The 20,550-nt window shown below is 47.7% G+C and carries 18 protein-coding genes; 3 read left to right on the top strand and 15 right to left on the bottom strand.

Translation table 11 applies throughout. The features are described from left to right. Window positions 1–37 precede the first annotated feature (37 nt). A complete protein-coding gene (locus A3EU_RS0123820; RefSeq protein ID WP_020538709.1) occupies window positions 38–607 on the bottom strand; it encodes a hypothetical protein in 570 nt (189 codons plus the stop codon). Then, window positions 597–1,115, bottom strand: a complete 519-nt coding sequence (locus A3EU_RS0123815; protein WP_044086509.1) for an RNA polymerase sigma factor — start codon at window positions 1,113–1,115, stop codon at window positions 597–599. The genes A3EU_RS0123820 and A3EU_RS0123815 overlap by 11 nt, the downstream gene beginning before the upstream one ends. Window positions 1,116–1,273: 158 nt before the next feature. On the opposite strand from A3EU_RS0123815, the gene A3EU_RS0123810 reads away from it, so the two are divergent. Both A3EU_RS0123810 and A3EU_RS0123805 read left to right on the top strand, forming a co-directional pair. Beyond that, window positions 1,274–1,462, top strand: a complete 189-nt coding sequence (locus A3EU_RS0123810; RefSeq protein WP_020538707.1) for a hypothetical protein — start codon at window positions 1,274–1,276, stop codon at window positions 1,460–1,462. Between the two features lie 124 nt (window positions 1,463–1,586). Next, on the top strand, window positions 1,587–1,829 hold the full coding sequence (locus tag A3EU_RS0123805; protein ID WP_020538706.1) for a hypothetical protein: 243 nt from the start codon (window positions 1,587–1,589) through the stop codon (window positions 1,827–1,829). Window positions 1,830–1,841: 12 nt separating this feature from the next. Here A3EU_RS0123805 and ftsZ read toward each other — a convergent pair whose 3' ends face one another. The 13 genes from ftsZ to mraZ all read right to left on the bottom strand — a co-directional run bounded on the left by ftsZ (window position 1,842) and on the right by mraZ (window position 17,495). Beyond that, complete coding sequence (ftsZ, locus tag A3EU_RS0123800; RefSeq protein WP_020538705.1) at window positions 1,842–3,314, bottom strand: cell division protein FtsZ; 1,473 nt, start codon at window positions 3,312–3,314, stop codon at window positions 1,842–1,844. A 102-nt stretch (window positions 3,315–3,416) separates the two neighbouring features. Further along, window positions 3,417–4,757, bottom strand: a complete 1,341-nt coding sequence (ftsA, locus tag A3EU_RS0123795; RefSeq protein WP_020538704.1) for a cell division protein FtsA — start codon at window positions 4,755–4,757, stop codon at window positions 3,417–3,419. Window positions 4,758–4,860: 103 nt separating this feature from the next. Then, window positions 4,861–5,646 carry a cell division protein FtsQ/DivIB gene (locus tag A3EU_RS31640; RefSeq protein WP_020538703.1) on the bottom strand — a complete coding sequence of 262 codons (786 nt, stop codon included), beginning with the start codon at window positions 5,644–5,646 and terminating at the stop codon, window positions 4,861–4,863. Between the two features lie 11 nt (window positions 5,647–5,657). Beyond that, window positions 5,658–7,022, bottom strand: a complete 1,365-nt coding sequence (gene murC / locus A3EU_RS0123785) for a UDP-N-acetylmuramate--L-alanine ligase (protein WP_020538702.1) — start codon at window positions 7,020–7,022, stop codon at window positions 5,658–5,660. 39 nt (window positions 7,023–7,061) lie between these two features. Further along, entirely contained in the window at window positions 7,062–8,186 is a 1,125-nt protein-coding gene (gene murG / locus A3EU_RS0123780) for an undecaprenyldiphospho-muramoylpentapeptide beta-N-acetylglucosaminyltransferase (protein WP_020538701.1), read from the bottom strand. Continuing rightward, a complete protein-coding gene (locus A3EU_RS0123775) occupies window positions 8,183–9,328 on the bottom strand; it encodes an FtsW/RodA/SpoVE family cell cycle protein (protein ID WP_020538700.1) in 1,146 nt (381 codons plus the stop codon). The genes murG and A3EU_RS0123775 overlap by 4 nt, the downstream gene beginning before the upstream one ends. 35 nt (window positions 9,329–9,363) lie before the next feature. Further along, window positions 9,364–10,698 (bottom strand): UDP-N-acetylmuramoyl-L-alanine--D-glutamate ligase, encoded by a 1,335-nt coding sequence (gene murD, locus A3EU_RS0123770; RefSeq protein ID WP_020538699.1) that lies wholly within the window; start codon window positions 10,696–10,698, stop codon window positions 9,364–9,366. Continuing rightward, window positions 10,698–11,954, bottom strand: a complete 1,257-nt coding sequence (mraY, locus tag A3EU_RS0123765) for a phospho-N-acetylmuramoyl-pentapeptide-transferase (RefSeq protein ID WP_020538698.1) — start codon at window positions 11,952–11,954, stop codon at window positions 10,698–10,700. Before mraY ends, murD begins: the two co-directional genes overlap by 1 nt. An 18-nt stretch (window positions 11,955–11,972) precedes the next feature. Continuing rightward, complete coding sequence (locus A3EU_RS0123760) at window positions 11,973–13,448, bottom strand: UDP-N-acetylmuramoyl-L-alanyl-D-glutamate--2,6-diaminopimelate ligase (protein ID WP_020538697.1); 1,476 nt, start codon at window positions 13,446–13,448, stop codon at window positions 11,973–11,975. Window positions 13,449–13,471: 23 nt separating this feature from the next. Further along, the gene (locus A3EU_RS0123755) at window positions 13,472–15,640 is read right to left on the bottom strand and encodes a penicillin-binding protein (RefSeq protein WP_020538696.1); all 2,169 of its coding nucleotides are present in this window, start codon (window positions 15,638–15,640) and stop codon (window positions 13,472–13,474) included. An 11-nt stretch (window positions 15,641–15,651) separates the two neighbouring features. Further along, the gene (locus tag A3EU_RS0123750; protein ID WP_020538695.1) at window positions 15,652–15,972 is read right to left on the bottom strand and encodes an FtsL-like putative cell division protein; all 321 of its coding nucleotides are present in this window, start codon (window positions 15,970–15,972) and stop codon (window positions 15,652–15,654) included. Between the two features lie 132 nt (window positions 15,973–16,104). Continuing rightward, entirely contained in the window at window positions 16,105–17,025 is a 921-nt protein-coding gene (gene rsmH / locus A3EU_RS0123745) for a 16S rRNA (cytosine(1402)-N(4))-methyltransferase RsmH (protein WP_020538694.1), read from the bottom strand. Next, window positions 17,022–17,495, bottom strand: coding sequence for a division/cell wall cluster transcriptional repressor MraZ (gene mraZ / locus A3EU_RS0123740; protein ID WP_020538693.1), 474 nt, complete (start codon window positions 17,493–17,495; stop codon window positions 17,022–17,024). The genes rsmH and mraZ overlap by 4 nt, the downstream gene beginning before the upstream one ends. Before the next feature lie 722 nt (window positions 17,496–18,217). On the opposite strand from mraZ, the gene A3EU_RS0123730 reads away from it, so the two are divergent. Further along, window positions 18,218–20,434 (top strand): patatin-like phospholipase family protein, encoded by a 2,217-nt coding sequence (locus A3EU_RS0123730; RefSeq protein WP_020538691.1) that lies wholly within the window; start codon window positions 18,218–18,220, stop codon window positions 20,432–20,434. Window positions 20,435–20,550 lie beyond the last annotated feature (116 nt).

The following is a 20,550-nucleotide window of genomic DNA, read 5'->3' as shown; positions in this document are numbered from 1 at the left end:
TTAGAGCTTGCTGGGAAATTTTGCGAACTAATTTTAGCTACGCTACCTCCTTGGTCAAGGTTTCCCTCAATTCCTCTAGCGCTTGTTTACGGGGTAGGTGCTTACACTTCAACTCCCAACGAACGAGTAAAAAAGCAAGCAAAAAGCTTCCTAAAACAAATAGCCAGCGCCAGGGGTCTACCTCTCTTTGGGTCATTCTAAAGATTGTCACCAACGCCGTAGGCAGTAAGAACCAGTAAACAAAAGTCTGCGCAAAACGAACGAGGTAATTAGCATTTGCAATAGCTTGATCCAACTCCGCCAGGATGGAGCCAGGCTGCTGGCTTAATGATGCCAGGCGCAGTCGGCGTTGCCAAAAAACATAGGCACCAGTTCCCAGCATTGCCACCGATGCTACAATTTGATAAGCTGTATCTGATCCAATCCATAACAGCATTGCGCTGGTGAGGACTGCGATAATCATCATGCCCCATTCGTTGGTTCGTGCAATACGATCGGCCTGTGATGCTCGGCGACGAACCTTTCGGTACAGTGCCTGTTGGTCAATGATATACATAGGTTCGTTAGTTTGTTGGTTCCACACTTTTTGCAAGTCTTTAAAGTCCATAAGTATGATTTTTTTGATTTTCCGCCGCCCGCTTGGTGAGTCGTTGTTTGATACGATGGATTTTCACCCCCACATTGGATTCACTGATCCCCAATATCTCTGCCATTTCCTTGTAACTAAAACCATCAAGTAAAAGCAAGGCTATTGAACGGTCAATTTTATCCAATCGGGTGATTTCTGAAAACAACCATTCCAGCTGAGCGTTCTTTTGTGGCGGTATTTCATGTTGAGGTGTTTCACGCACATAAAGAATGTTTTGTTCTTCGCGCCGTCGTACCTTTTTTTTCCAAGTGATGGCTGTATGCAAGGCTATCCGATACAGCCAGGTTGTAACCGCCGAGGCACCTTTAAACCGAGGAACAGAACGCCACACCTGCAAACATACTTCCTGAAAAAGGTCATCCTGATCCGCTTTTTGCACCGCATAAGCCCGCACTACTTTAAAAAGCAAAGCTTGGTGCTGCTGCAACCAGTGTTCGAAAATATCCTTGTGTTCCTGCTCACTCATTTTGTTTTCAACCTTATTCACCCTACTAGTCTTTTGGGGTTGTCTTTTTCTTACAAAAGGGGTAGTTTTTTTTTCAAAAAAACAAAAAGGGGCCTCCTCAAATTAAGAATTTAAAGTTTGCCAGTACCACTACCGTTAGGCTTTCCAAAGACGAACAAATGATAGAGGTTGTAACCCGTAACCCTGCTGGTTTCCCCATGCAGTATTACGATTTGATGTGGCACGGGCCTAATGAGATCAATGGTAAATGGATGTGGCGAACAGCAGAAGCAGAAGGGTCTTTTGGCCTTTGGAAGCCCGCAGATATCCCCTTAATCAATGGGAACAAGTTTGATAAAAACACTTAAGCGATCATTCTTAGCCCCCCTCTCCTGGCAAGTATCCTCACAGGGAAATCACCACAAGGTCTAATTCAAAAAAATGACTTCTTTCCCTGAGAAAATTAGAATGAGTTACTCTCCTCAAGGGTAATTGACAACTCCTACCCGTGCGCAGGCCAACAGGCCGAAGCTCGGGGCGCGGAGCGACCAAGGACAATGGGATGGTAACGCCAGTGAACAGCCCGGTGCCGATCCCGTGCCGACTTTTCTAGTCGGCACGGGAGAAGGTATGGCCCCAAAAATAAAGAAAGCGCCCGACAAGCGGGCGCTTTACCAAAATGCTAAGTTGCTTATTAACGGAAGCAATAAAATAAAAGTCATGATGGGAATTTAACCCACCAAATATCTAGTCCACCTGATCGTGGAGGTAAGCGTTGCCGCGACGCAAATCGGGCTCTTCTTCGTCACCAATAGTCCACTGTGAGAGGTCATGCCCTTCTGATCGGGGGATGTTATCCAACTGAACGCCACGGCGGAGGTAAGCAGGCTCACTCTCCATTTCGTTGACCGTTTGTGGATTATTCAATTTTACATGTTGACTGCGTAGGCGCTCTCTCCGGCGCTCTTCCATTTCACGGGCACGCTCTTGCTCTGCCGCTACTTCAGTAGGGCTCTTGGCCTGAGGGTCTTCGTACGCATAGTTCCGGCGCTGGTAACGGGAAACCGTTTCCTTTACGTCATCAAACTCGTAGGTTGGAGACTGAGGTGCTTCCTCGCCTTCGTAACCAATACGAGAAAGGTTATTTGGCTGATTAGGCTGGTTGGGCATTTCTCGCTTTTGCTCCTTGCGGGCAGCAGCTTCCTGCTCATCATCCAAACTAACCACTACACGGTTAGGCTCCTCTTTCTCGATGCGCTTGCGCTTGTTTTCAAAACCAGTAGCGATCACCGTTACGCTGATGCTATCGCCCAGAGATTCATCGAAACAGTTACCCCAAATAAGGTCTGTTCCATAGCCAGCTTCTTCCTGTACGAATTCGGTGATCTCGAAGATCTCATCCATCGTTACCTCGCTGGTACCACTGGTGATATTCAGCAAGATATGCTTGGCACCACGGATATCGTTGTCTTCCAACAATGGTGAGTGCAAAGCTTGATCAACAGCTACACGAGCACGATCATCACCCTCCGCTGTAGCTGTACCCATGATGGCTACGCCACTCTCCCGCATTACAGTATTGACATCCTCAAAGTCAACGTTCACATAACCAGGAACGGTGATAATTTCGGCAATACCTTTGGCTGCGGTGGTCAGGATATTATCCGCCTGTCCGAATGCGTCAGAGATGCTGAGGTTACCGTGAATCTGACGTAGCTTATCGTTAGAGATAATAATCAGGGTATCCACCTGGCTCTTAAGTTCTTCCAAACCTTCGGTACCCTGTGCCGTACGACGACGTCCTTCAAAGGTGAAAGGCAGCGTTACGATACCTACCGTCAAGATGTCCATTTCTCTGGCAGTACGTGCAATGATTGGGGCCGCACCAGTACCGGTACCACCACCCATTCCTGCCGTTACGAACAGCATCTTACAGTCTGAGCCGAGGTATTTTTTGACATCCTCGATGGATTCTTCACAAGCGAGCTTACCCACATTGGGCTTCGACCCTGCTCCTCGTCCTTCGGTGAGGTTGGGCCCCAGCTGAATTTTTGTAGGAATCGGACTTTGGTCCATCGCTTGATTATCGGTATTACAGATGGCGAAATCTACGCCTACAATACCTTGCTTGTACATGTGATTGACTGCGTTGCTTCCGCCGCCGCCAACACCTATTACTTTTATGATTGGGCTATCGCCCTTGGGAAGATCGAAAATCATGATCTTAAAGTTTTATGCTGCCGAAGATTACTTGGTATCAGTTCAGTTGTTGTCTTCGGTATCAGTTGTTAATAGAAAATATCGAAAATTAAAGTCCGATTTTTAGAACTCAGAATCTGGCTCCGCTTCAAACCAATCTTTGGTTTTCTTGAAGATGGTTTCCAGCCATTTCCCTCCGGTTTCGCCTTCGGCAACGGTTTCCATGGCTTCTGCTTCTGCTGGTTCCGCTTTGGGTTCCGGTGCAGCGGTAGCCGCCATGATTTTGCCCTGATCCATGTCCTCGAAGCCTTTCAGCAACAAACCAATGGACGTAGCGTAAATCGGGCTACTCAGGTTTTTGTGATAACCGTGTGCCAGGTGTTCTACCGGCGTTCCTACTCGGCAGCTCTGGCCTGTGTGCAATTCTACCAGCTTATCGATGTGACGAAGAAGACTACCTCCTCCGGTTACAACAATACCGCCAATGAGTTTGCGATCGTAGCCAGACCGGCGGATTTCCCATACCACATAATCGAAGATTTCTTCGACGCGGGCCTGGATAATCCGTGCCAGGTTCTTTTCTGATATTTCCTTAGGATCACGACCACGTAAGCCAGGAATAGCGATGATACGATTATCGTACACCTCCTGCGCCAGCGCTGATCCGTACTTTACTTTGAGTTTTTCCGCATGGTGAGCCATTACGTTGCAACCGTCTTTGATATCTCCGGTCACTACGTTGCCGCCAAAAGGAATGACTGCGGTGTGGCGAATAATTCCATCTTTGAAGATGGTAATATCCGTTGTACCTCCGCCAATATCTACCAGTGCAATACCAGCTTCTTTTTCCTCATCGCTGAGGACTGCCGCTGCGCTGGCAATAGGTTCGAGGGTCAGGTTATTTACCCGCATCCCGGCCCGCTCTACACAACGATGAATGTTGTTGGAAGCCGTAATTTGGCCCGTGATAATGTGGAAATTCGCTTCCAGGCGAATACCCGACATCCCGATAGGATCGGTAATGCCTTGCTCACTATCAATGGTGTACTCTTGTGGAATAACGTGCAAGATCTTATCACCCGGAGGCAATACCAGCTTGTACATATCGCTTACCAAGCGCTCGATATCACGGCGGCTGATTTCGGTATGATCGTTATCACGGGTCAGCATTCCGCGGTGTTGCAGGCTCTTGATGTGCTGGCCAGCAATACCAACATGTACTTCTTTACAGGTGAGGCCGCTCTGACGCTCCGCAATGCGGATAGCTTCAGTAATAGCATTCACTGTTTTTTCAATGTTAGAGACTACGCCCCTCAGGACGCCTTCACTTTCTACTTTGCCAACGCCCAGTACTTCGAGCTGGCCATGCTCATTACGCCGTCCGACGACTGCACACACTTTAGTGGTACCGATGTCGACCGCCACAATAGCGTCATTAGGTGGGTTTACTAAATTTGATTCCATTGCATTCCGTTTTAAAATAAAAAAATGTCAATCAGGGCTCTAGTGCCCATTAAGTGTTTCATGCGTAAAGTGTGGTGGTAAAGCCCGCCCCACTTTATTTTCTTTATCTCTTCTTACACACCACCTGACCTTCGTAACGAAAGTCAAATGAGCTATAAGCCTGCCAACCTTTGTAAGGCAAACCTTCGCGGTAAAAAGTCTTTAGTCGGCTCAATTTTTCCTCTGCCTTTTGGTAGCGTCCAAACAAAATCGTCTGTCTGCCAACCTTTGGGCTGAGAATAAATTCTCCGCGTTTATTTATATAAATCTGCTCTACTAAAGCTTCCAAAAAAGGATCCTCGCGTAGTAATTCGTTTAGGGCAAAAACCTGCCGCAACAAATGGTCTTCTTCTTCTAAAAAACCAGGCTCATACGGTGGCAAATTTCCTGTCGTCACTCTCACTCGGGCGGCATAATGCTCGCTTGGTGGCATTTGGTTGCCCTCTTTATCCAGGTAATAGTTCAAACCATTGTTGTCCATTACCCGCAGGACAGGCTCTCTTTGTACCAACTCAATATTGATCCTATCTTCTGCATCAATATAGGCCTCTGCGCTTTTCACAAAAGGATCTTCTTCAAGTACCCTTTCCAAGCGTTGAACGTCCAGTTTACCCACAGGAAACGCGGTAATTGGGTGAGCAAACCGCTTTTCCAAAATAAGAGGAATATCCTCTTCATTGATCAAGAAATCACCGCTCTCCAAGGGCTCAATATTGATAACAATGTCGTGAATAGGAGCATTTTCCTTGCGCTGCATCGCCCCTAGTACCATAGAGGCACCAGTCAGTAGGACGACTGCCCAAAGCAGCATCCTTAAAATCTTGACGATATCGCGTTTCGCTTTACTCATTTTTGTTACGCTTACTGCTCCTTAGTGGCCAGCAATTGTTTTTTAATAGGGTCAACTAAGGTGTCAATGTCTCCGGCACCCAGGGTCATTACCACTTCGGTGTCCATCTTTGCCAGCGTATCCAATACTTCCGCCTTGGATAACAATTGACAATTTTTATTTTTCATGTGATCATATATCAACCGGGAGTCTACTCCCGGAATGGGTTCTTCTCTGGCCGGATAAATATCCAGCAACAATACTTCGTCCAACTCGTCCAAGGCTGCAGCAAATCCATCTACAAAGTCTTGCGTCCGTGAAAACAAATGGGGCTGAAAAATCCCCGTCACTTTTCTACCCGGATACAACTCGCGTGCAGCACCTATAGCTGCCGACAACTCGGTAGGATGATGGGCATAATCATCAATATAGACCAAGTCCTCCTCCCGAATATGAAACTCAAATCGGCGAGCTATTCCCCGAAAGCTCAACAGTCCTTCAGCAATTGCTGCTGGCCTTACTCCCAGGCGCAAAGCCACGGTTATAGCTGCCAACGCATTCTCTACATTATGCCGACCGGGATGAGGGTGGCGTAGATTTTTTATCGTTACTGCTTCGCTTTGATAGTCAAAGACGAAGTAGCCTTCTTCTACCCGCAAGTTTTGAGCCTGTGCATCTCCGGCTTCAATCCCGAAAGTGCTCACTTTGATACCCAAATCGGCAAAGCTGCTTTCTAAGCCTACTTTTACCAGCAGCTCTCCTCCTGGCTTCATTTGTTTAGCGAAAGCTAAAAAGCCGGTTTCCATCATGCTGGCTTCATCGCCGTAAATATCCAGGTGGTCAGCATCAAGCGACATAATCGTTGCCAAATCGGGATGCAGGGTCAAGAATGAACGATCAAACTCGTCTGCTTCCACAACTACCCACTCGCTGGCACCTTCCACAAAATTAGAAGAGAAATTACGCGCCACTCCTCCCAGAAAAGCGTTACAATCGACACCGCCGCTGCGCAGCAGGTGGGTCGTAAGCGTAGAGGTTGTCGTTTTTCCATGAGTACCAGCTACTGCTACCGTCCGCATTCCTTTGCTGATAATTCCCAAAACAGCGCTACGCTTAAGCACCTCGTAGTTTTGTTCCCGAAACCATACCAATTCGGCATGGCTTGCCGGGATTGCCGGGGTGTAAACCACCAAGTCAACATCCTGTGGCAAGGTGGCAACCTCCGCCGTATAGCGTACCGTGATGCCTTCTGACACCAAGGTCTTCGTAAGCGTCGTTTCGGTACGGTCATAACCTGCCACCTTCACTCCACGACCGTGGAAGTAACGCGCCAAGGCACTCATGCCGATACCGCCGATGCCGACGAAATAGATGCTATGGATGTTGTTTAGTTTCATGAATTAGTTAGATGGTTTGATAGTTAGATTGTTTGATGGTTAGTTTAGTTCCCATTTGGCTAAGCGCAAAACCTCTCTGGCGATTTTATCTGCAGCATTGGGGTAAGCCAATAGCCGAGCGTTTTCCGCCAATGCTTTGCGGCCTTTTTCGTCTTGCAGCAAATTGATGGCTGTAGCGACCAAGCTTGCTTTCGCATCTTGATCCTTGACTAAAAGGGCTGCTTTTCTTTCTGTAAGAGACAAAGCATTTTTCGTCTGGTGATCTTCGGCCACATTTGGCGAAGGCACCAAAATTGATGCTTTACCCAAGAGGCAAATCTCTGCTATCGTCAAAGCTCCTGCTCTACTGATCACAATGTCTGCGGCGGCATAGGCCAAGTCCATCCGATCAAGGAAAGGCAGCAGTTTCACGTTGGGCAATTGTGCCGTTGCACATTTGCTGTATTCTTCTGCGTAGTATTTTCCACATTGCCACAACACCTGAACTTCTGGGTTTGCGGCCAATTGTTCACTGGCTGCTGCTAATGCTTGGTTGAGTGTTCTTGCGCCCAAGCTTCCGCCGGTCACTAGTATCACTGGTTGCTGCTCACTAAATCCATAATGAGCACAAGCCCCTGCACGGTCATTCTGCGTGGCAAGCATATCCTCCCGTACAGGGTTTCCTACTTCCATCAGTTTATTCGCAGGAAAAAATTGCTCCATTCCTGGATAAGCCACACAAATTCGACTGGCTGCTTTTGCCAACCACTTATTGGTAAGCCCTGCATAGGCGTTTTGCTCCTGAATCAGTGTAGGGACACCTTGAGACGCTGCTTGCCGCAACAAAGGGCCACTCGCAAATCCACCAGTACCTACGACTACCTGTGGCTTGATCCGGCGAACAATCCGACCAGCCTTCCACAGGCTTGCCAGTAATTTCACAGGAAAAAGCAGGTTTTGAAAACTCAGCTTTCGCTGCAAACCGCTTATCCAAAGTCCTTCAATGGGGTATCCCGCTTTAGGGACACGCTCCATCTCCATTTTATCTTGTGCACCTACAAAGCTGATCTGAGCAGTAGGTTCCAATTCTTTCACACGGTCAGCTATAGCAACGGCAGGAAAAATGTGCCCACCGGTACCACCTCCGCTAAAGATGATTCTCAATTGTTCTTTCTGCTGGCTCATTCGGCAACGGATTCTATGTATTTGCTTACACTCAGGATAATCCCGAAAGCTATACAGGTGAACAATAAGGAGGTACCTCCCATACTAATCAAGGGCAGCGTCAGGCCTGTTACCGGCAACAAATTGACATTGATACCGATATGAAAAAACGCTTGCACCACGATGACCAAACTCAAGCCCATTGCTACCATGGCCCCGAAAGCTTTCGGACTTTTGGTAATTAATCGGGTTACCCGAAAAAATAGCAGCAAATACAAGCCTATGATCGTTGCTCCTCCCAGCACACCGTATTCTTCGCAGATAACTGCGTAAATAAAATCGGCATGAGCGTAGGGTAAATAATTTCTTTGCGTACTGTTTCCTGGACCAACGCCCGTTAGTCCTCCATTTCCCAAAGCGATTTTTGCCTGATCGATCTGGTAAGTATCTTCACCACCCGGTTCGGGGGAATAAAATTGTTGCAATCGACTTTCCCAGGTTGCTACCCTAATATGCTCGGGAAAGGTTCGCCCCAGCATAATTAATAATACAAAAACAACCCCACCAGTCACCATTAATAAACCGATGTATTTTAAAGCTACCCGGCCCACAAACATCATCAGCAAACAAGCCAAAAACAGAATAATTGACGTCGACAAATCCGCCGGAGCAATCAAGCCACAAACCACCACTACGGGTACAATGATTGGCAAAAATGCACTCCTAAAGTCTTCAATGTAATCTTGTTTACTACTGATGGCTCGGGCCACGTAAATAATCAAAGCCAGCTTAGCAAAATCTGAGGTCTGAAAACTCAAACCAATAACTGGCAACACGATCCACCGACGAGCTTCGTTGATCACAGGTCCCAACATCATCGTATAGAGTAGAAGAATAATAGCCATCGGCAATAACACCGGAGACCAGTTCATATACCGCCGATAATGCAGCAAGTGTGCAAAATAGGTCACTACGAATCCCGCTGCCAGGATAATCCCGTGCTTGAAAAGGTAAGCTTCGGTATTGCCTCCCCGTTCCCGGTAAGCCAAGGTTCCTGTAGAGCTGTAGACCGCCAGAATGGAAAACAGCCCCAACAGGACGAGAATCGCCCAGACCACTCGGTCTCCGCGTAATTCTGCTGCTATTCTGGTTGAAAAACTCATAGTTTCTTTTGTTGAAACACTGCGGTGCAGCGTTTTTACTTTATGTTGCTAGGCAACGTTTGTACGGCGGCGCGAAATTGATCGCCCCGGTCGATATAATTTTTAAAAAGATCAAAACTTGCACAAGCTGGCGACAGCAATACGACTTGCCCTTCTTTTGCCAACTTCCTGGCTGCCAATACGGCATCCTGCGCGGTGTTCGTCTCTTCTATGGTGTCAATAATTCCTGCAAAAGCTACTTTCAGCTTCGTGTTATCAGCGCCCAGGCAAACCAGGGCTTTTACTTTCGTACGGGCCGGTTCTATAAGCGGCGTGTAGTCATTTCCTTTGTCGGTACCTCCGGCGATCCAGATGATGTCTTTCTCCATGGCATCAAGTGCGTAGGTGACTGCATCTACATTGGTGGCTTTGCTATCGTTGATGTATTCCACACCTTCAATTACCCCTACGGGTTCCAAGCGGTGAGGAACAGGTTCAAAACTTTCCAGTCCTTTCCGTATATCCTCGGTACTTATGCCAAAAGTTTGCACCATACCTGCCGCAAAGAGGGCATTCAGTGCATTGTGCTTTCCTTTTAGCTGCGTATTCGTCAAGTCAATCTCTTCGGCTCCAATTTGGATGCCTTTTTCTGTCAACTGCGCCTTGCTTACTGGGCGAAGCTGAGCGGCAACCGGATTACGCTCCATGCCATTGGCGATATTCTCGTCTTCGGCCAGGTACCAAAAAGTGTCTACAGTTTCCTGGTTTTTGGCAATGCGCATTTTCGAATCAATGTAGCCGTCCATCTCATAATTGTAGCGATCCAGGTGATCCGGGGTAATATTCAGGATCGCCGCCACTTGGGGTCGGAAATATTGAATACTATCCAGTTGAAAACTGCTTACTTCAATCACAAAAACATCCGGGGCAGGTTCCTCTGCCAAATGGCGGGCGAAACTTACACCTACATTACCTACCAAAGCTGCCGTTTTTCCTGCTGCGTTCAGCAAGTGATCTACCAGGTAGGCCGTTGTTGTCTTACCATTGCTTCCTGTAATTGCCACCAAAGGGGCATCGGTATAACGGGAAGCAAATTCAATTTCTCCGATAACAGGAATCTCCTGATCGTGTAACTGCGTAATAAGCGGTACCGTATCCGGAATTCCAGGGCTCTTGATGACCTCATCAGCAGCGAAAATACGTTCCCAGGTATGCTGTCCGCTTTCGAACTCTATACCTGCAAGCTCTAGTTCTACCTGCTGGTTCTGACCAATATTGCCCCGGTCAGAAAGAAACACTTTTGCCCCTTTCTTTTGTGCCAACAAAGCCGCACCTACGCCACTTTCGCCGCCACCTAAAACCACAATATTTATCGGTCTCTCCGTAAGCATTAGCGAAGTTTTAGCGTTAATATGGTAGCTACCGCCAACAGGATTCCGACGATCCAAAAACGCGTAACGATCTTGGTTTCCGGCATTCCTTTTTTCTGATAATGATGATGAAGAGGAGACATCAATAATATCCGTTTCCCTTCACCGTATCTTTTCTTGGTGTACTTGAAATACCCCACTTGTACCATCACAGAGAGATTTTCAGCTACGAAAATTCCACATAGAATTGGTATCAATAATTCTTTTCTTAGCAAAATGGCCATTGCAGCAATAATGCCTCCCAACGTCAGACTTCCGGTATCTCCCATAAAAACCTGTGCAGGGAAGGAGTTGTACCACAAGAAGCCTAAACAAGCCCCTAAAAAGCAGGCGGCATAAATCACCAACTCTCCACTACCGGGCAGGTGCAAGATATTGAGGTAGTTGGCCGCAATACTGTTACCCGATACATAAGCAAAAACCGCCAGGGTTATCCCAATAATACCCGAAACACCGGTGGCTAATCCATCCAGGCCATCCGTCAGGTTCGCAGCATTAGATACTGCGGTGACTACGAAGATGACTAAGGGTACAAAAATGATCCACGCCAAATGTGGAGCCAGCGGCAGCAAGCGACCATAATCAAGGCGATTTCCTTTTAAGAAAGGTACATTCGTCAGGTTGGTCTTGTAATCCGCTTTGAGGGTTACCACATCATTTGCAGTCTTTACTTCAATCGGGCTGCCAACCATTTGCTCGTTGGTCAGTCCAATGCTTTGCGCTTCCGCAACATCCAGGCGAACGACAATCTGCTCGTTGTTCATCATCGTCAAGGCGATGAAAAGGCCCAAACCAACCTGCCCCATGATTTTAAAGCGGCCGTGTAGTCCTTTTTTATTCTTACGAAACACCTTGATATAATCGTCGATAAACCCAATCACCGTCATCCAGCTGGTCGCTACCAACATCATCACGATATAAATATTATCTAATCGGGCCATCAACCAACAAGGAACCAGAATCGCCATTACAATAATGATACCTCCCATGGTAGGCGTCCCTTGCTTTGATTTCTGCCCTTCGAGGCCAAGGTCTCTTACCTCCTCTCCTACTTGCAGGGATCTCAACAAACGAATGATCTTCCCTCCAAAAAGCAAAGAAATGATCAAGGATAGAATGATTGCTATTCCCGCACGAAAAGTGATGTACTGGAATAGCCGCGTCCAGGACCCTAGTCCAAACGTCGCATCTAACCATTCTACCAAATAAATGAGCATTGTTTTTTCTTTTAGGTTCTAGTTCGTTTGCTTTATCAAATCCAGGGCATTCCGCAACACTTCATCATCTGAAAAAGGATGCTTTACACCTTTTATTTCCTGGTAAGTTTCGTGCCCTTTGCCGGCGATCAATACGATATCTCCTGGCTTGGCCAAGCGACAAGCGGTAACAATTGCCGAGCGTCGATCCGTTATTCTCAGTACCTGATCCTTTTTATCAACAGGCACACCTTCTTCCATTTCATTCAAAATGGCTTCCGGGTCTTCCGACCGAGGGTTATCACTGGTCAAAATCACCAGATTGCTATAATCGCAGGCTGCTTTAGCCATCAATGGCCGCTTCGTTCTGTCGCGGTCACCACCACATCCAAGCACTGTGGTTAGGCGCTGATTGCGAGGCAACATCTCCCGGAGCGTCTGGCAGATTTTCTCTACAGAATCCGGCGTATGTGCATAGTCCACTACACCCGTAATCCCACTTTGGTTATTACGTACATAACTGGCTCGACCAGCAGGGCCAGGCAAACCACTCAGGATGCGAAGTACTTCCTGCGCGGGTGCATCCAGCAACACCGCAGTTCCGTAAACGGCCAAAAGGTTATAGGCATTAAAATGGCCAATCAAGCGAGCAAAAAGCTCGTGTCCTGCCAGTTCCATATGCAAGCCTTCGGCGCTGTTACCCAGTATCCGGGCCCGGTAGTCAGCCATGGCTCGTAGGCTGTAGCTACGCTTGGTAGCCGCAGTATTCTGAACCATCACGCTGCCGCGCTTATCATCTACATTCACCAGGGCAAAAGTCCCTTTGGGCAAATTGTCAAAGAACTTCTTTTTCGCTTCGATATAGGCCTTGAAACTACCGTGGTAGTCCAGGTGATCGTGCGACATATTGGTAAAAACGCCGCCGGCAAAATCCAATCCGGCAATACGTTCCTGATCCACCGCATGAGAACTTACCTCCATGAAAACGTAAGTACAGTTGGCTTCTACCATCTGTGCCAATAAACGGTTCAATTCCACTGCATCTGGCGTAGTATGAGAAGCGGAAATAACCTCCTCTCCTATCCGGTTTTCTACCGTTGAAAGTAGGCCGGTTTTTTCGCCCAACTCCTGGTACAACTGATACAGCAAGGTGGCACAAGTCGTCTTACCATTGGTGCCCGTAATGCCCACCAATTGCAGCTCTCGACTGGGGTAATGGAAAAACGCTGCGGCCATCTGGCCCAAACAGGCAGCACTATTCGCTACGTTTAGCCAACACGCTACTTTCTTTTCTTCCGTCGATAGCGGTGCTCTTTGCGCTACAATAGCGACTGCACCTCCAGCAATTACCTGCGTCAGATAATCATGACCATCCGTTTGAGTACCCTTTACGGCTACAAAAAGACTACCGGGCACCACCTTACGCGAGTCGAAATCCAGCTGATGGACTTCCACGTTGAGATCGCCCCAGCTCTGGAGTACCTCTACGTTTTCGGTAAGTTGATTAATGGTCATGTTTTATCCTGTTGTTTCGTTTTTTACCCGAGGGTAAGTTTTATCGTTTGTCCTCTGGTGCTGGTCCCTGGCCGAATAGATTGTCGAACTACACGACCAGCGCCTTCCGTTATTACTTTTAAGCCGCGATTTTCCAGTACAAAAACGGCATCTCGTAACCCCATCCCCACCACGCTCGGCACTTTGCTTTCGCTCATGGTACGGTTTTGAATAAAGAGGCTATCGCTACTTGCGGACATCACCACCATTGGTGTCTCCGGGTTGCCGTAGTAAGGAATATCTAGGTAATCCAATACCATGCGCATATCCTTTTCCTCGCCTAATTCAAAACCAGGCAAGTTTCGTTCATACAGTACAGGTCTTGGTCCATCATTTAGTGGATCGTGTAAATCGATCATACTATTAAAACACTTATCAGCAATTTCCCGAAAAATAGGACCAGCTACATCACCACCGTAAATGCCGCCTTCTCTGGGCTTGTACACCACTACTATACAGGAATACTTGGGCTTATCAGCCGGAAAATATCCTGCAAAGCTCGCCTGATAACCACCGACTCTGGTTCCTCTACTGCTACGCGAATAGTTGACCTGAGCCGTTCCTGTTTTTCCGGCAAAGCGGTATTGATTGGTGCGTAATTTAGACGCCGTTCCTCGTTCCACTACACCTTCCAATAGCAAGCGTGCTTTCTCTATCGTCGATTTACTTGCAATGGCTTTTTTCACCACTGTAGGCTTCATAATATCGACCGTTTCTCCATTACGCTCTACCCGCGAAACCAAATAAGGCTTCATCATTCGGCCGTTATTTGCTACCGCGTTATAAAAGGTCAGCGTCTGTAAAGGTGTCAGCCGTACTTCGTAGCCTGTAGCCATCCAAGGGAGCGTCACTAAACTCCACTGATCTTCTTCACTGTAAGCATTCTTCAAGTAAGGGTTAGCCTCTCCTTCCAATTCAATATTTGTAGGGAGATCAAGGTTAAAATCACGTATCCGCTGAAGATACTGATAGGCCCCTTTGTTCTTATTTCCGTTATCCGGCAAATTATAGAACCGATCTACCAGCTTTGCCATCCCTACATTAGAAGAAATCTCAAAAGCGCGTTGTACCGTTATACTATCCAGCTTAAAGCTGTAAGAAGAGGCATCTTCCATTTCTATCTCGTAGAAAATCGTTTTCCCCTTCTCTATATCTACCGAGTCCGTAAGCTTCACATGGCCATCTTCCAGTAGCGCCATCATGGTCGCTAATTTAAATGTCGAGCCTGGCTCTGTTGCCATTGCAATGGCATAGTTGTACATTTCGTAATACCCTTCACCTGCATCATCACGCCCTAAATTGGCAATGGCCCGAATAGCACCGGTTTCTACATCCATTACAATGGCCGTCCCCCAATCAGGCTGATGCCTGCGCATACCTGCCAGGAGTGCTTCTTCCGCAATATCCTGCAGGTTCACATCAATCGTTGTCACGATATCATCACCACTCCGTGGTTCTACTTCAGACAAGTCATTTAGCGGCAACCACAAATCGCTTTGAGGATCTACTTTGATCATCATTTGAGTACCTTCTTGGCCACCCAAAATAGAATCAAAGCGACCTTCTAGTCCTACTGGTTGCTTGTCTTCCCTCACGTAGCCAATCGTCCGGCGAGCAAGCAAGCCAAAAGGACGCTTGCGCCCACTGAGCTTTTTGGCAATCAAACCGCCTCTAAACTGTCCCTTATTGAAAAGCGGAAACGATTGAATCCTCGACTTTTCAGAAAAAGAAACCGACTTTTTCAAAGGCACATTCCGATTCATCCGGCGATTATTGGAAGTATCGCGCAACTGAATCAAATAATCCCTGAACCCGCCCGGTGTATAAGTATTGTCTACATACGTTGCCAATAAATAAGACAGCGTATCAACATTGGCATAATAATCGGCTTCGCTAGAGGCGAAAGGGTCAAAATACAAGTCGAAATAAGGTACCGATGTTGCCAATAGACTGCCGTCCAATGCGTAGATATTTCCGCGCTCAGCAGGCACGGCACGCGGCTTCACGTAGTTCTGACGCCCTTGTTCGCGCCAGTGCTCACCCTCCAGAATAGCGATATTCACGGTACTGTATAGCAGGAATCCCGCCGCGGGCAGCAGTAGCCCGAAGAGCAGGAAATAAACCCGATAAAGTACTTCGTTTTTAATATCCATTGCTGGAACAATTATTTCTCGTCGCGAACAACAATTTTAATGGGTTTACCCCGGTGTAGCCGTAGGCCATCGTCTTTGACGCGGTCTACTACCTCCGAGCGTAAACTATTGTACATATTTTCAGATTGCAGGGACATAAATGACCACCGCATCTCCCGAATGTCACGTTGCATTTCCTGGATATTGCGCACGTTGCGCTCTGCCAGGTGAGCATTGCCGATGTACAGAATTGCGAGAAAACCGAGAAATAGGAAGTAACCCAGATTCGAGAGTATGAATCCAGATAGTCGAAAGGACTGAATTTGACTGAAAATGTCATTTTTCTTAGCCATTACTTCCGTTTTAAGACTGAGGAAAGGGTATNTCCTAAGGCAGCCACCTGCTTAGTCAAGCATTGTGGGAACCATCACCAGCCTTGTTTTTTCTCCTCCCGATAATTAATTATCAGAATAATGGAGAAGGTTTCAATTTTCGGTTGGTGGCTGACTTTCCAGTCTTTCACCAACTCGCAACTTAGCACTACGCGCCCTAGGATTTTCCGCTACTTCAGCAGCGGTGGCCTCCAAAGGCTTCTTTGTTAACAAACGGTACGGCCGATAAATATGGCCGTAAAAATCTTTCACTTGTTCACCAGACACTTGTCCGGTTTTCAATACATTCTTCACCATGCGGTCTTCTAAAGAATGATAGCTCATGGCTACCAATCGCCCACCGGGCCGCAAAACAGTGGTGGCTTGTTCGAGCATTTCTTCCAGCGCACGCATCTCGTCGTTAACCGCGATGCGTAAAGCTTGAAAAACCTGGGCGAGGTAGCGATTTACTTTACCCCGGGCCATTGGCTCTACGATTTGTACAAATTCATCTACCGTGGTGATAGCCTGCTGTTCGCGGGCCTCAGCAATGCGATGAGCCAGGGTACGAGCATTACGAACTTCTCCGTAAGTACCAAAAACGTACTGCAACTCATCAACCGGTGTGTGCGCCAGAATCTCTGCCGCTGTGGGGCCATCTTGCTGGTTCATTCGCATATCCAGGTCAGCAGCAAAACGATAGGAAAACCCTCGTTCTGGCACATCCAACTGGTGCGAAGAAACCCCCAAATCAGCCAAAATGCCGTCTACCTGCTTGATACCATACAAACGCAAATAGCGCTTGAGGTGGCGGAAATTAGCCGCTGCAAAAAGCAAGCGATCATCTCCAGGCAGGTTCTTTTCCGCATCAGCATCCTGATCAAAAGCGAGCAGGCGACCCTCAGGCCCCAATTGCTCCAAGATCAACTTACTGTGCCCGCCACCACCAAAGGTGACATCGACATAAGTACCAGCAGGGTCAATTTGCAAATGATCCAAGCATTCCCGAGCCATTACCGGTAGGTGGTAACTCATGCTTCTTTCTCTTTTGCACCAACATTCCCCAGTACATCGTCAGCAAGCTCCGAGAAGTCAATGGGTTCTTCTTCCATCCACTTATCGTATTCTGCGGAAGACCACATTTCAATTCTTCCGGAATATGCCGTTAAAATCATATCTTTGTCGATACCGGCGTATTCCGCCAACCTTTTAGGCAGCAGGATGCGGTCAGCACTATCGAGGGTCACCTCGGAGGCACCGCGAAAAAAGTAGCGTGCAAAGTCACGATTCTTCTTACTATAGAGATTCAATTCATTGATCTCCGTAGTAACCTCGTTCCACATCGGCTCGGGGTACAACACGAGGCATTTTTCAAAGCCCCGGTTGATCACAAAGTTGCCACGCTGCCAATCACCAAGTTGGGTCAACAAACCACTAGGCATCCGGAAGCGGCCTTTGCCGTCCAGACGTACTTCGTACTCACCTAGTAGTTGTTTAAAAGACATAACTCTTTTTACGAATAAGGTTGGAATTTCCCTCCAACTTTACTTTGACGTATCAAAAGTAACGACTTTTGACACATATTACCACTTTCTACCACCTTTTTAAGCAACTTTTTTCACAGAAAGTTCCACTTCGTTAAACAAAAATGAATATTGAGCCTTTTTGATTACACAAATATCACTTATTTGATTTCAAATCTCTAAAAACCATTGCTCCACTAAAAACGTATTTAGTCTGAAAAGTGGAAATTTGTGGTAACGGAAGACTTCAGCCGCGATAACAGCGTGGGAAATTGTGGGAAGAAAGTGACAAAAAAGCGTCAATTGTGGTAAAAAGAGGCATTTACCTATGCTCACTTGGGGGCTCCGCCTTCCGTTGGGCGCTTGGCCCTCCCTCGACACCAAGCCAAAAGAAAACCCCTGTCCTCCCTCGGGGGAGGTGTCCAAAGGACGGAGGGGGCAGCTCTACCTGCAAGGGCTGCCCTCCCTCGATCCTGTGGATCGGTCCCTCCAGAGGGACACATTTGGGGGTAGCTAGCGACAATCAACGCTCCCCGCACCAGGGACGGTAGCAGGGCCGACCATCAGGGAGGCAGACCGACGCAGGAGGGCCGAGCGAACAGCGAGCTGCGAACGCCCCGGCCCCGCGCTGAGCGGGGAGGTGCCCAAAACAACGTCTTGAATACCAAGGAATCCCGTAACTTTGCCAGTAACAACCCCGTAATATGAGACTACACCTTGTTATAATAGTTACTATATTCTGCACCCTGCAATGGAGCCTTGCCCCAGGCGCAATGGCCCAGACCTCTCCACCACCCAAGCTCGGCATCGCCTTATCCGGTGGTGGCGCCAAAGGCCTGGCACACATAGGTGTACTAAAAGTGCTAGAAGAAAACGGCATATTCCCCGACTACCTTGCCGGTACGAGCATGGGGAGTATCGTAGGCGGCCTTTACGCTATTGGATACACACCTGCTCAATTAGAGCATTTAGCGACCACTCTACAATGGAGCGACTATTTCAATGACAGCTACCCGCGAAATTATCTTCCTATCGACGAACGAAATAAGGCCGATCGTTACCAATTTACCTTTGCGCTGGAGGATGGCAACTTGAAAATCCCCCGCGGCCTCATTGGCGGCAAGAAAATACTGACGCTATTTACGGGTCTCACTGCTTGTGTACACGACGTAGGAAGTTTTGATAAATACTACTGCCCTTTTTCTTGTGTTGCAACAGACCTGGAAACCGGAGAGGCTTTTGTCTTTAAGGAAGGGCCCTTACGTAAAGGTATACGAGCCAGTATGTCGATCCCCTCAGCATTTGATCCACTGGTTTATGATGATAAAATACTGGTAGATGGCCTTTTGGCTCGTAATCTTCCTGTGAGCGACGCCCTGGATATGGGTGCAGACATTGTTATAGGAGTAGATGTAGGCGACGCCCTCTATCCTCGCGAGGAGCTTACGAGTGTTTTGCGCGTTCTGGAACAAACCAGTAGCTATGTTATGGCAGCTTCTACCGAAGAACAGCGCGCACTAGCCAATTTCATCATTGACCCCGACCTCGGAGACTTTACCACACTAAGTTACGATGCTGCACCTGCGCTTATTAAGCAAGGAGAGAAGGCTGCATTGGCAGCACTTCCTCAACTACAATCTTACCTGGACAGTGTAAACTGGAAGACCCGCCCCATTCCTGAGCGCCCCAATTGCCGAAGAGACAGCTTTCCTGTAAAACACATTGAACACCTCGCTACTGACAGTACTACGCAAAAGACCCTGGCACAAATGGTGGACATCAAAACGCCCACTGTTATTACCATTAAAGAAATAGAAAAATGGATCAGCATCCTGTACGCTACAGGGTTTTACAGCATGATTGACTATGAATTGGTACACGCCAGTGGCGGCGGATATATTCTAAGATTTGCAGCAGAAAGCACACCTAATATATATGTACGCGGCAGTATCAACTACGATGTTGATTTCAATGCAGGGCTGCTCATCAACTTTACAGCACGCAATCAGTTGGGCTATGGCAGCATATTAAGCGCAGACTTACGGGTGTCTGAATATCCAGGTTTTTGGCTAGACTATACCATCAACACCCGTACCAGTCCTAGTTTTGGACTGCGGTTGTATAGCAGTGGTCAAATCATCCCCGGAGAATTATTTTTACAGAATGAACCGGTCAGTGAGTTCACCTTCCACCATTACAATATAGGATTGGACCTGCAAACCAACCTCAGTAGACAATGGCATTTTCGACTTGGTGCTGGTGGAGAGCATTTTTCGGAGAACCCACGTTTCTTTTCTCTTACGGAACTTGATGCACGGGCACAACGCTGGCTAGGCTACGGGCAGCTCATCAGAGACACTTACGACCGAACCTACTTCCCCGAAGACGGTTCTTTATCTCAATTGTGGTTTGAATACAACTTGGCAGGCAAACTAGAGGAGGCCAAGATCGACGGCGCCAACTTCTCTACAGATCGCAACTGGACCATTGGCGGAAAAGTACACAAAGCTTTCCAACTGGGCCAGCACCTATGGCTAGACGCCAGTGCTGGAGCAGGACACAGCCAAATGAAGGAAGACCACTCCTTGCTTCGTTTTTACCTGGGGCGAGAAATCCCCAACCACAACCGCTTCTATGAGGTATATGGCTTTCGCTTAAGCGAGCAAAGAGTTAGCACTTTTGGTTTCGGGCGAATCCAATTGCGAGCCGAGATTGGCAACAACAACTTCATAGCCTTGGGTTACAACCAGGGCTTCTCTTCCTTAATTGTTGATGGAAAGACCCTCGAAGAAAACGACATCTCAGGTGTGGGCCTCGAACTTGGTAGTGTTACTACACTGGGCCCCTTGCGCTTTACTGCGGAATACAACCTGGACTTTGAACGTTTCAATTTTTCTCTTTTTGCGGGGTATCGGTTTTAGATTTTAGTGCAGGGTGGGACATAAATTCCGACTCCCGACTTTAAGTGCGAGGTGCGTGGAGTACGAGGTGCGGAGTGCGAGGTACGACCTGAATGTATAATCGCACTGGTACGATT

Origin of the sequence: Lewinella cohaerens DSM 23179 (assembly GCF_000379805.1) — a bacterium.
Taxonomy (GTDB): Bacteria; Bacteroidota; Bacteroidia; order Chitinophagales; family Saprospiraceae; genus Lewinella; species Lewinella cohaerens.
This window is presented reverse-complemented; position numbering and strand designations above follow the sequence as displayed.

Coding starts and splice junctions, on each gene's coding strand:
- A3EU_RS0123820 (WP_020538709.1), bottom strand. CDS start 607: ATGGACTTTAAAGACTTGCAAAAAGTGTGGAACCAACAAACTAACGAA.
- A3EU_RS0123815 (WP_044086509.1), bottom strand. CDS start 1,115: ATGAGTGAGCAGGAACACAAGGATATTTTCGAACACTGGTTGCAGCAG.
- A3EU_RS0123810 (WP_020538707.1), top strand. CDS start 1,274: ATGATAGAGGTTGTAACCCGTAACCCTGCTGGTTTCCCCATGCAGTAT.
- ftsZ (WP_020538705.1), bottom strand. CDS start 3,314: ATGATTTTCGATCTTCCCAAGGGCGATAGCCCAATCATAAAAGTAATA.
- ftsA (WP_020538704.1), bottom strand. CDS start 4,757: ATGGAATCAAATTTAGTAAACCCACCTAATGACGCTATTGTGGCGGTC.
- A3EU_RS31640 (WP_020538703.1), bottom strand. CDS start 5,646: ATGAGTAAAGCGAAACGCGATATCGTCAAGATTTTAAGGATGCTGCTT.
- murC (WP_020538702.1), bottom strand. CDS start 7,022: ATGAAACTAAACAACATCCATAGCATCTATTTCGTCGGCATCGGCGGT.
- murG (WP_020538701.1), bottom strand. CDS start 8,186: ATGAGCCAGCAGAAAGAACAATTGAGAATCATCTTTAGCGGAGGTGGT.
- A3EU_RS0123775 (WP_020538700.1), bottom strand. CDS start 9,328: ATGAGTTTTTCAACCAGAATAGCAGCAGAATTACGCGGAGACCGAGTG.
- murD (WP_020538699.1), bottom strand. CDS start 10,698: ATGCTTACGGAGAGACCGATAAATATTGTGGTTTTAGGTGGCGGCGAA.
- mraY (WP_020538698.1), bottom strand. CDS start 11,954: ATGCTCATTTATTTGGTAGAATGGTTAGATGCGACGTTTGGACTAGGG.
- A3EU_RS0123760 (WP_020538697.1), bottom strand. CDS start 13,448: ATGACCATTAATCAACTTACCGAAAACGTAGAGGTACTCCAGAGCTGG.
- A3EU_RS0123755 (WP_020538696.1), bottom strand. CDS start 15,640: ATGGATATTAAAAACGAAGTACTTTATCGGGTTTATTTCCTGCTCTTC.
- A3EU_RS0123750 (WP_020538695.1), bottom strand. CDS start 15,972: ATGGCTAAGAAAAATGACATTTTCAGTCAAATTCAGTCCTTTCGACTA.
- rsmH (WP_020538694.1), bottom strand. CDS start 17,025: ATGAGTTACCACCTACCGGTAATGGCTCGGGAATGCTTGGATCATTTG.
- mraZ (WP_020538693.1), bottom strand. CDS start 17,495: ATGTCTTTTAAACAACTACTAGGTGAGTACGAAGTACGTCTGGACGGC.
- A3EU_RS0123730 (WP_020538691.1), top strand. CDS start 18,218: ATGAGACTACACCTTGTTATAATAGTTACTATATTCTGCACCCTGCAA.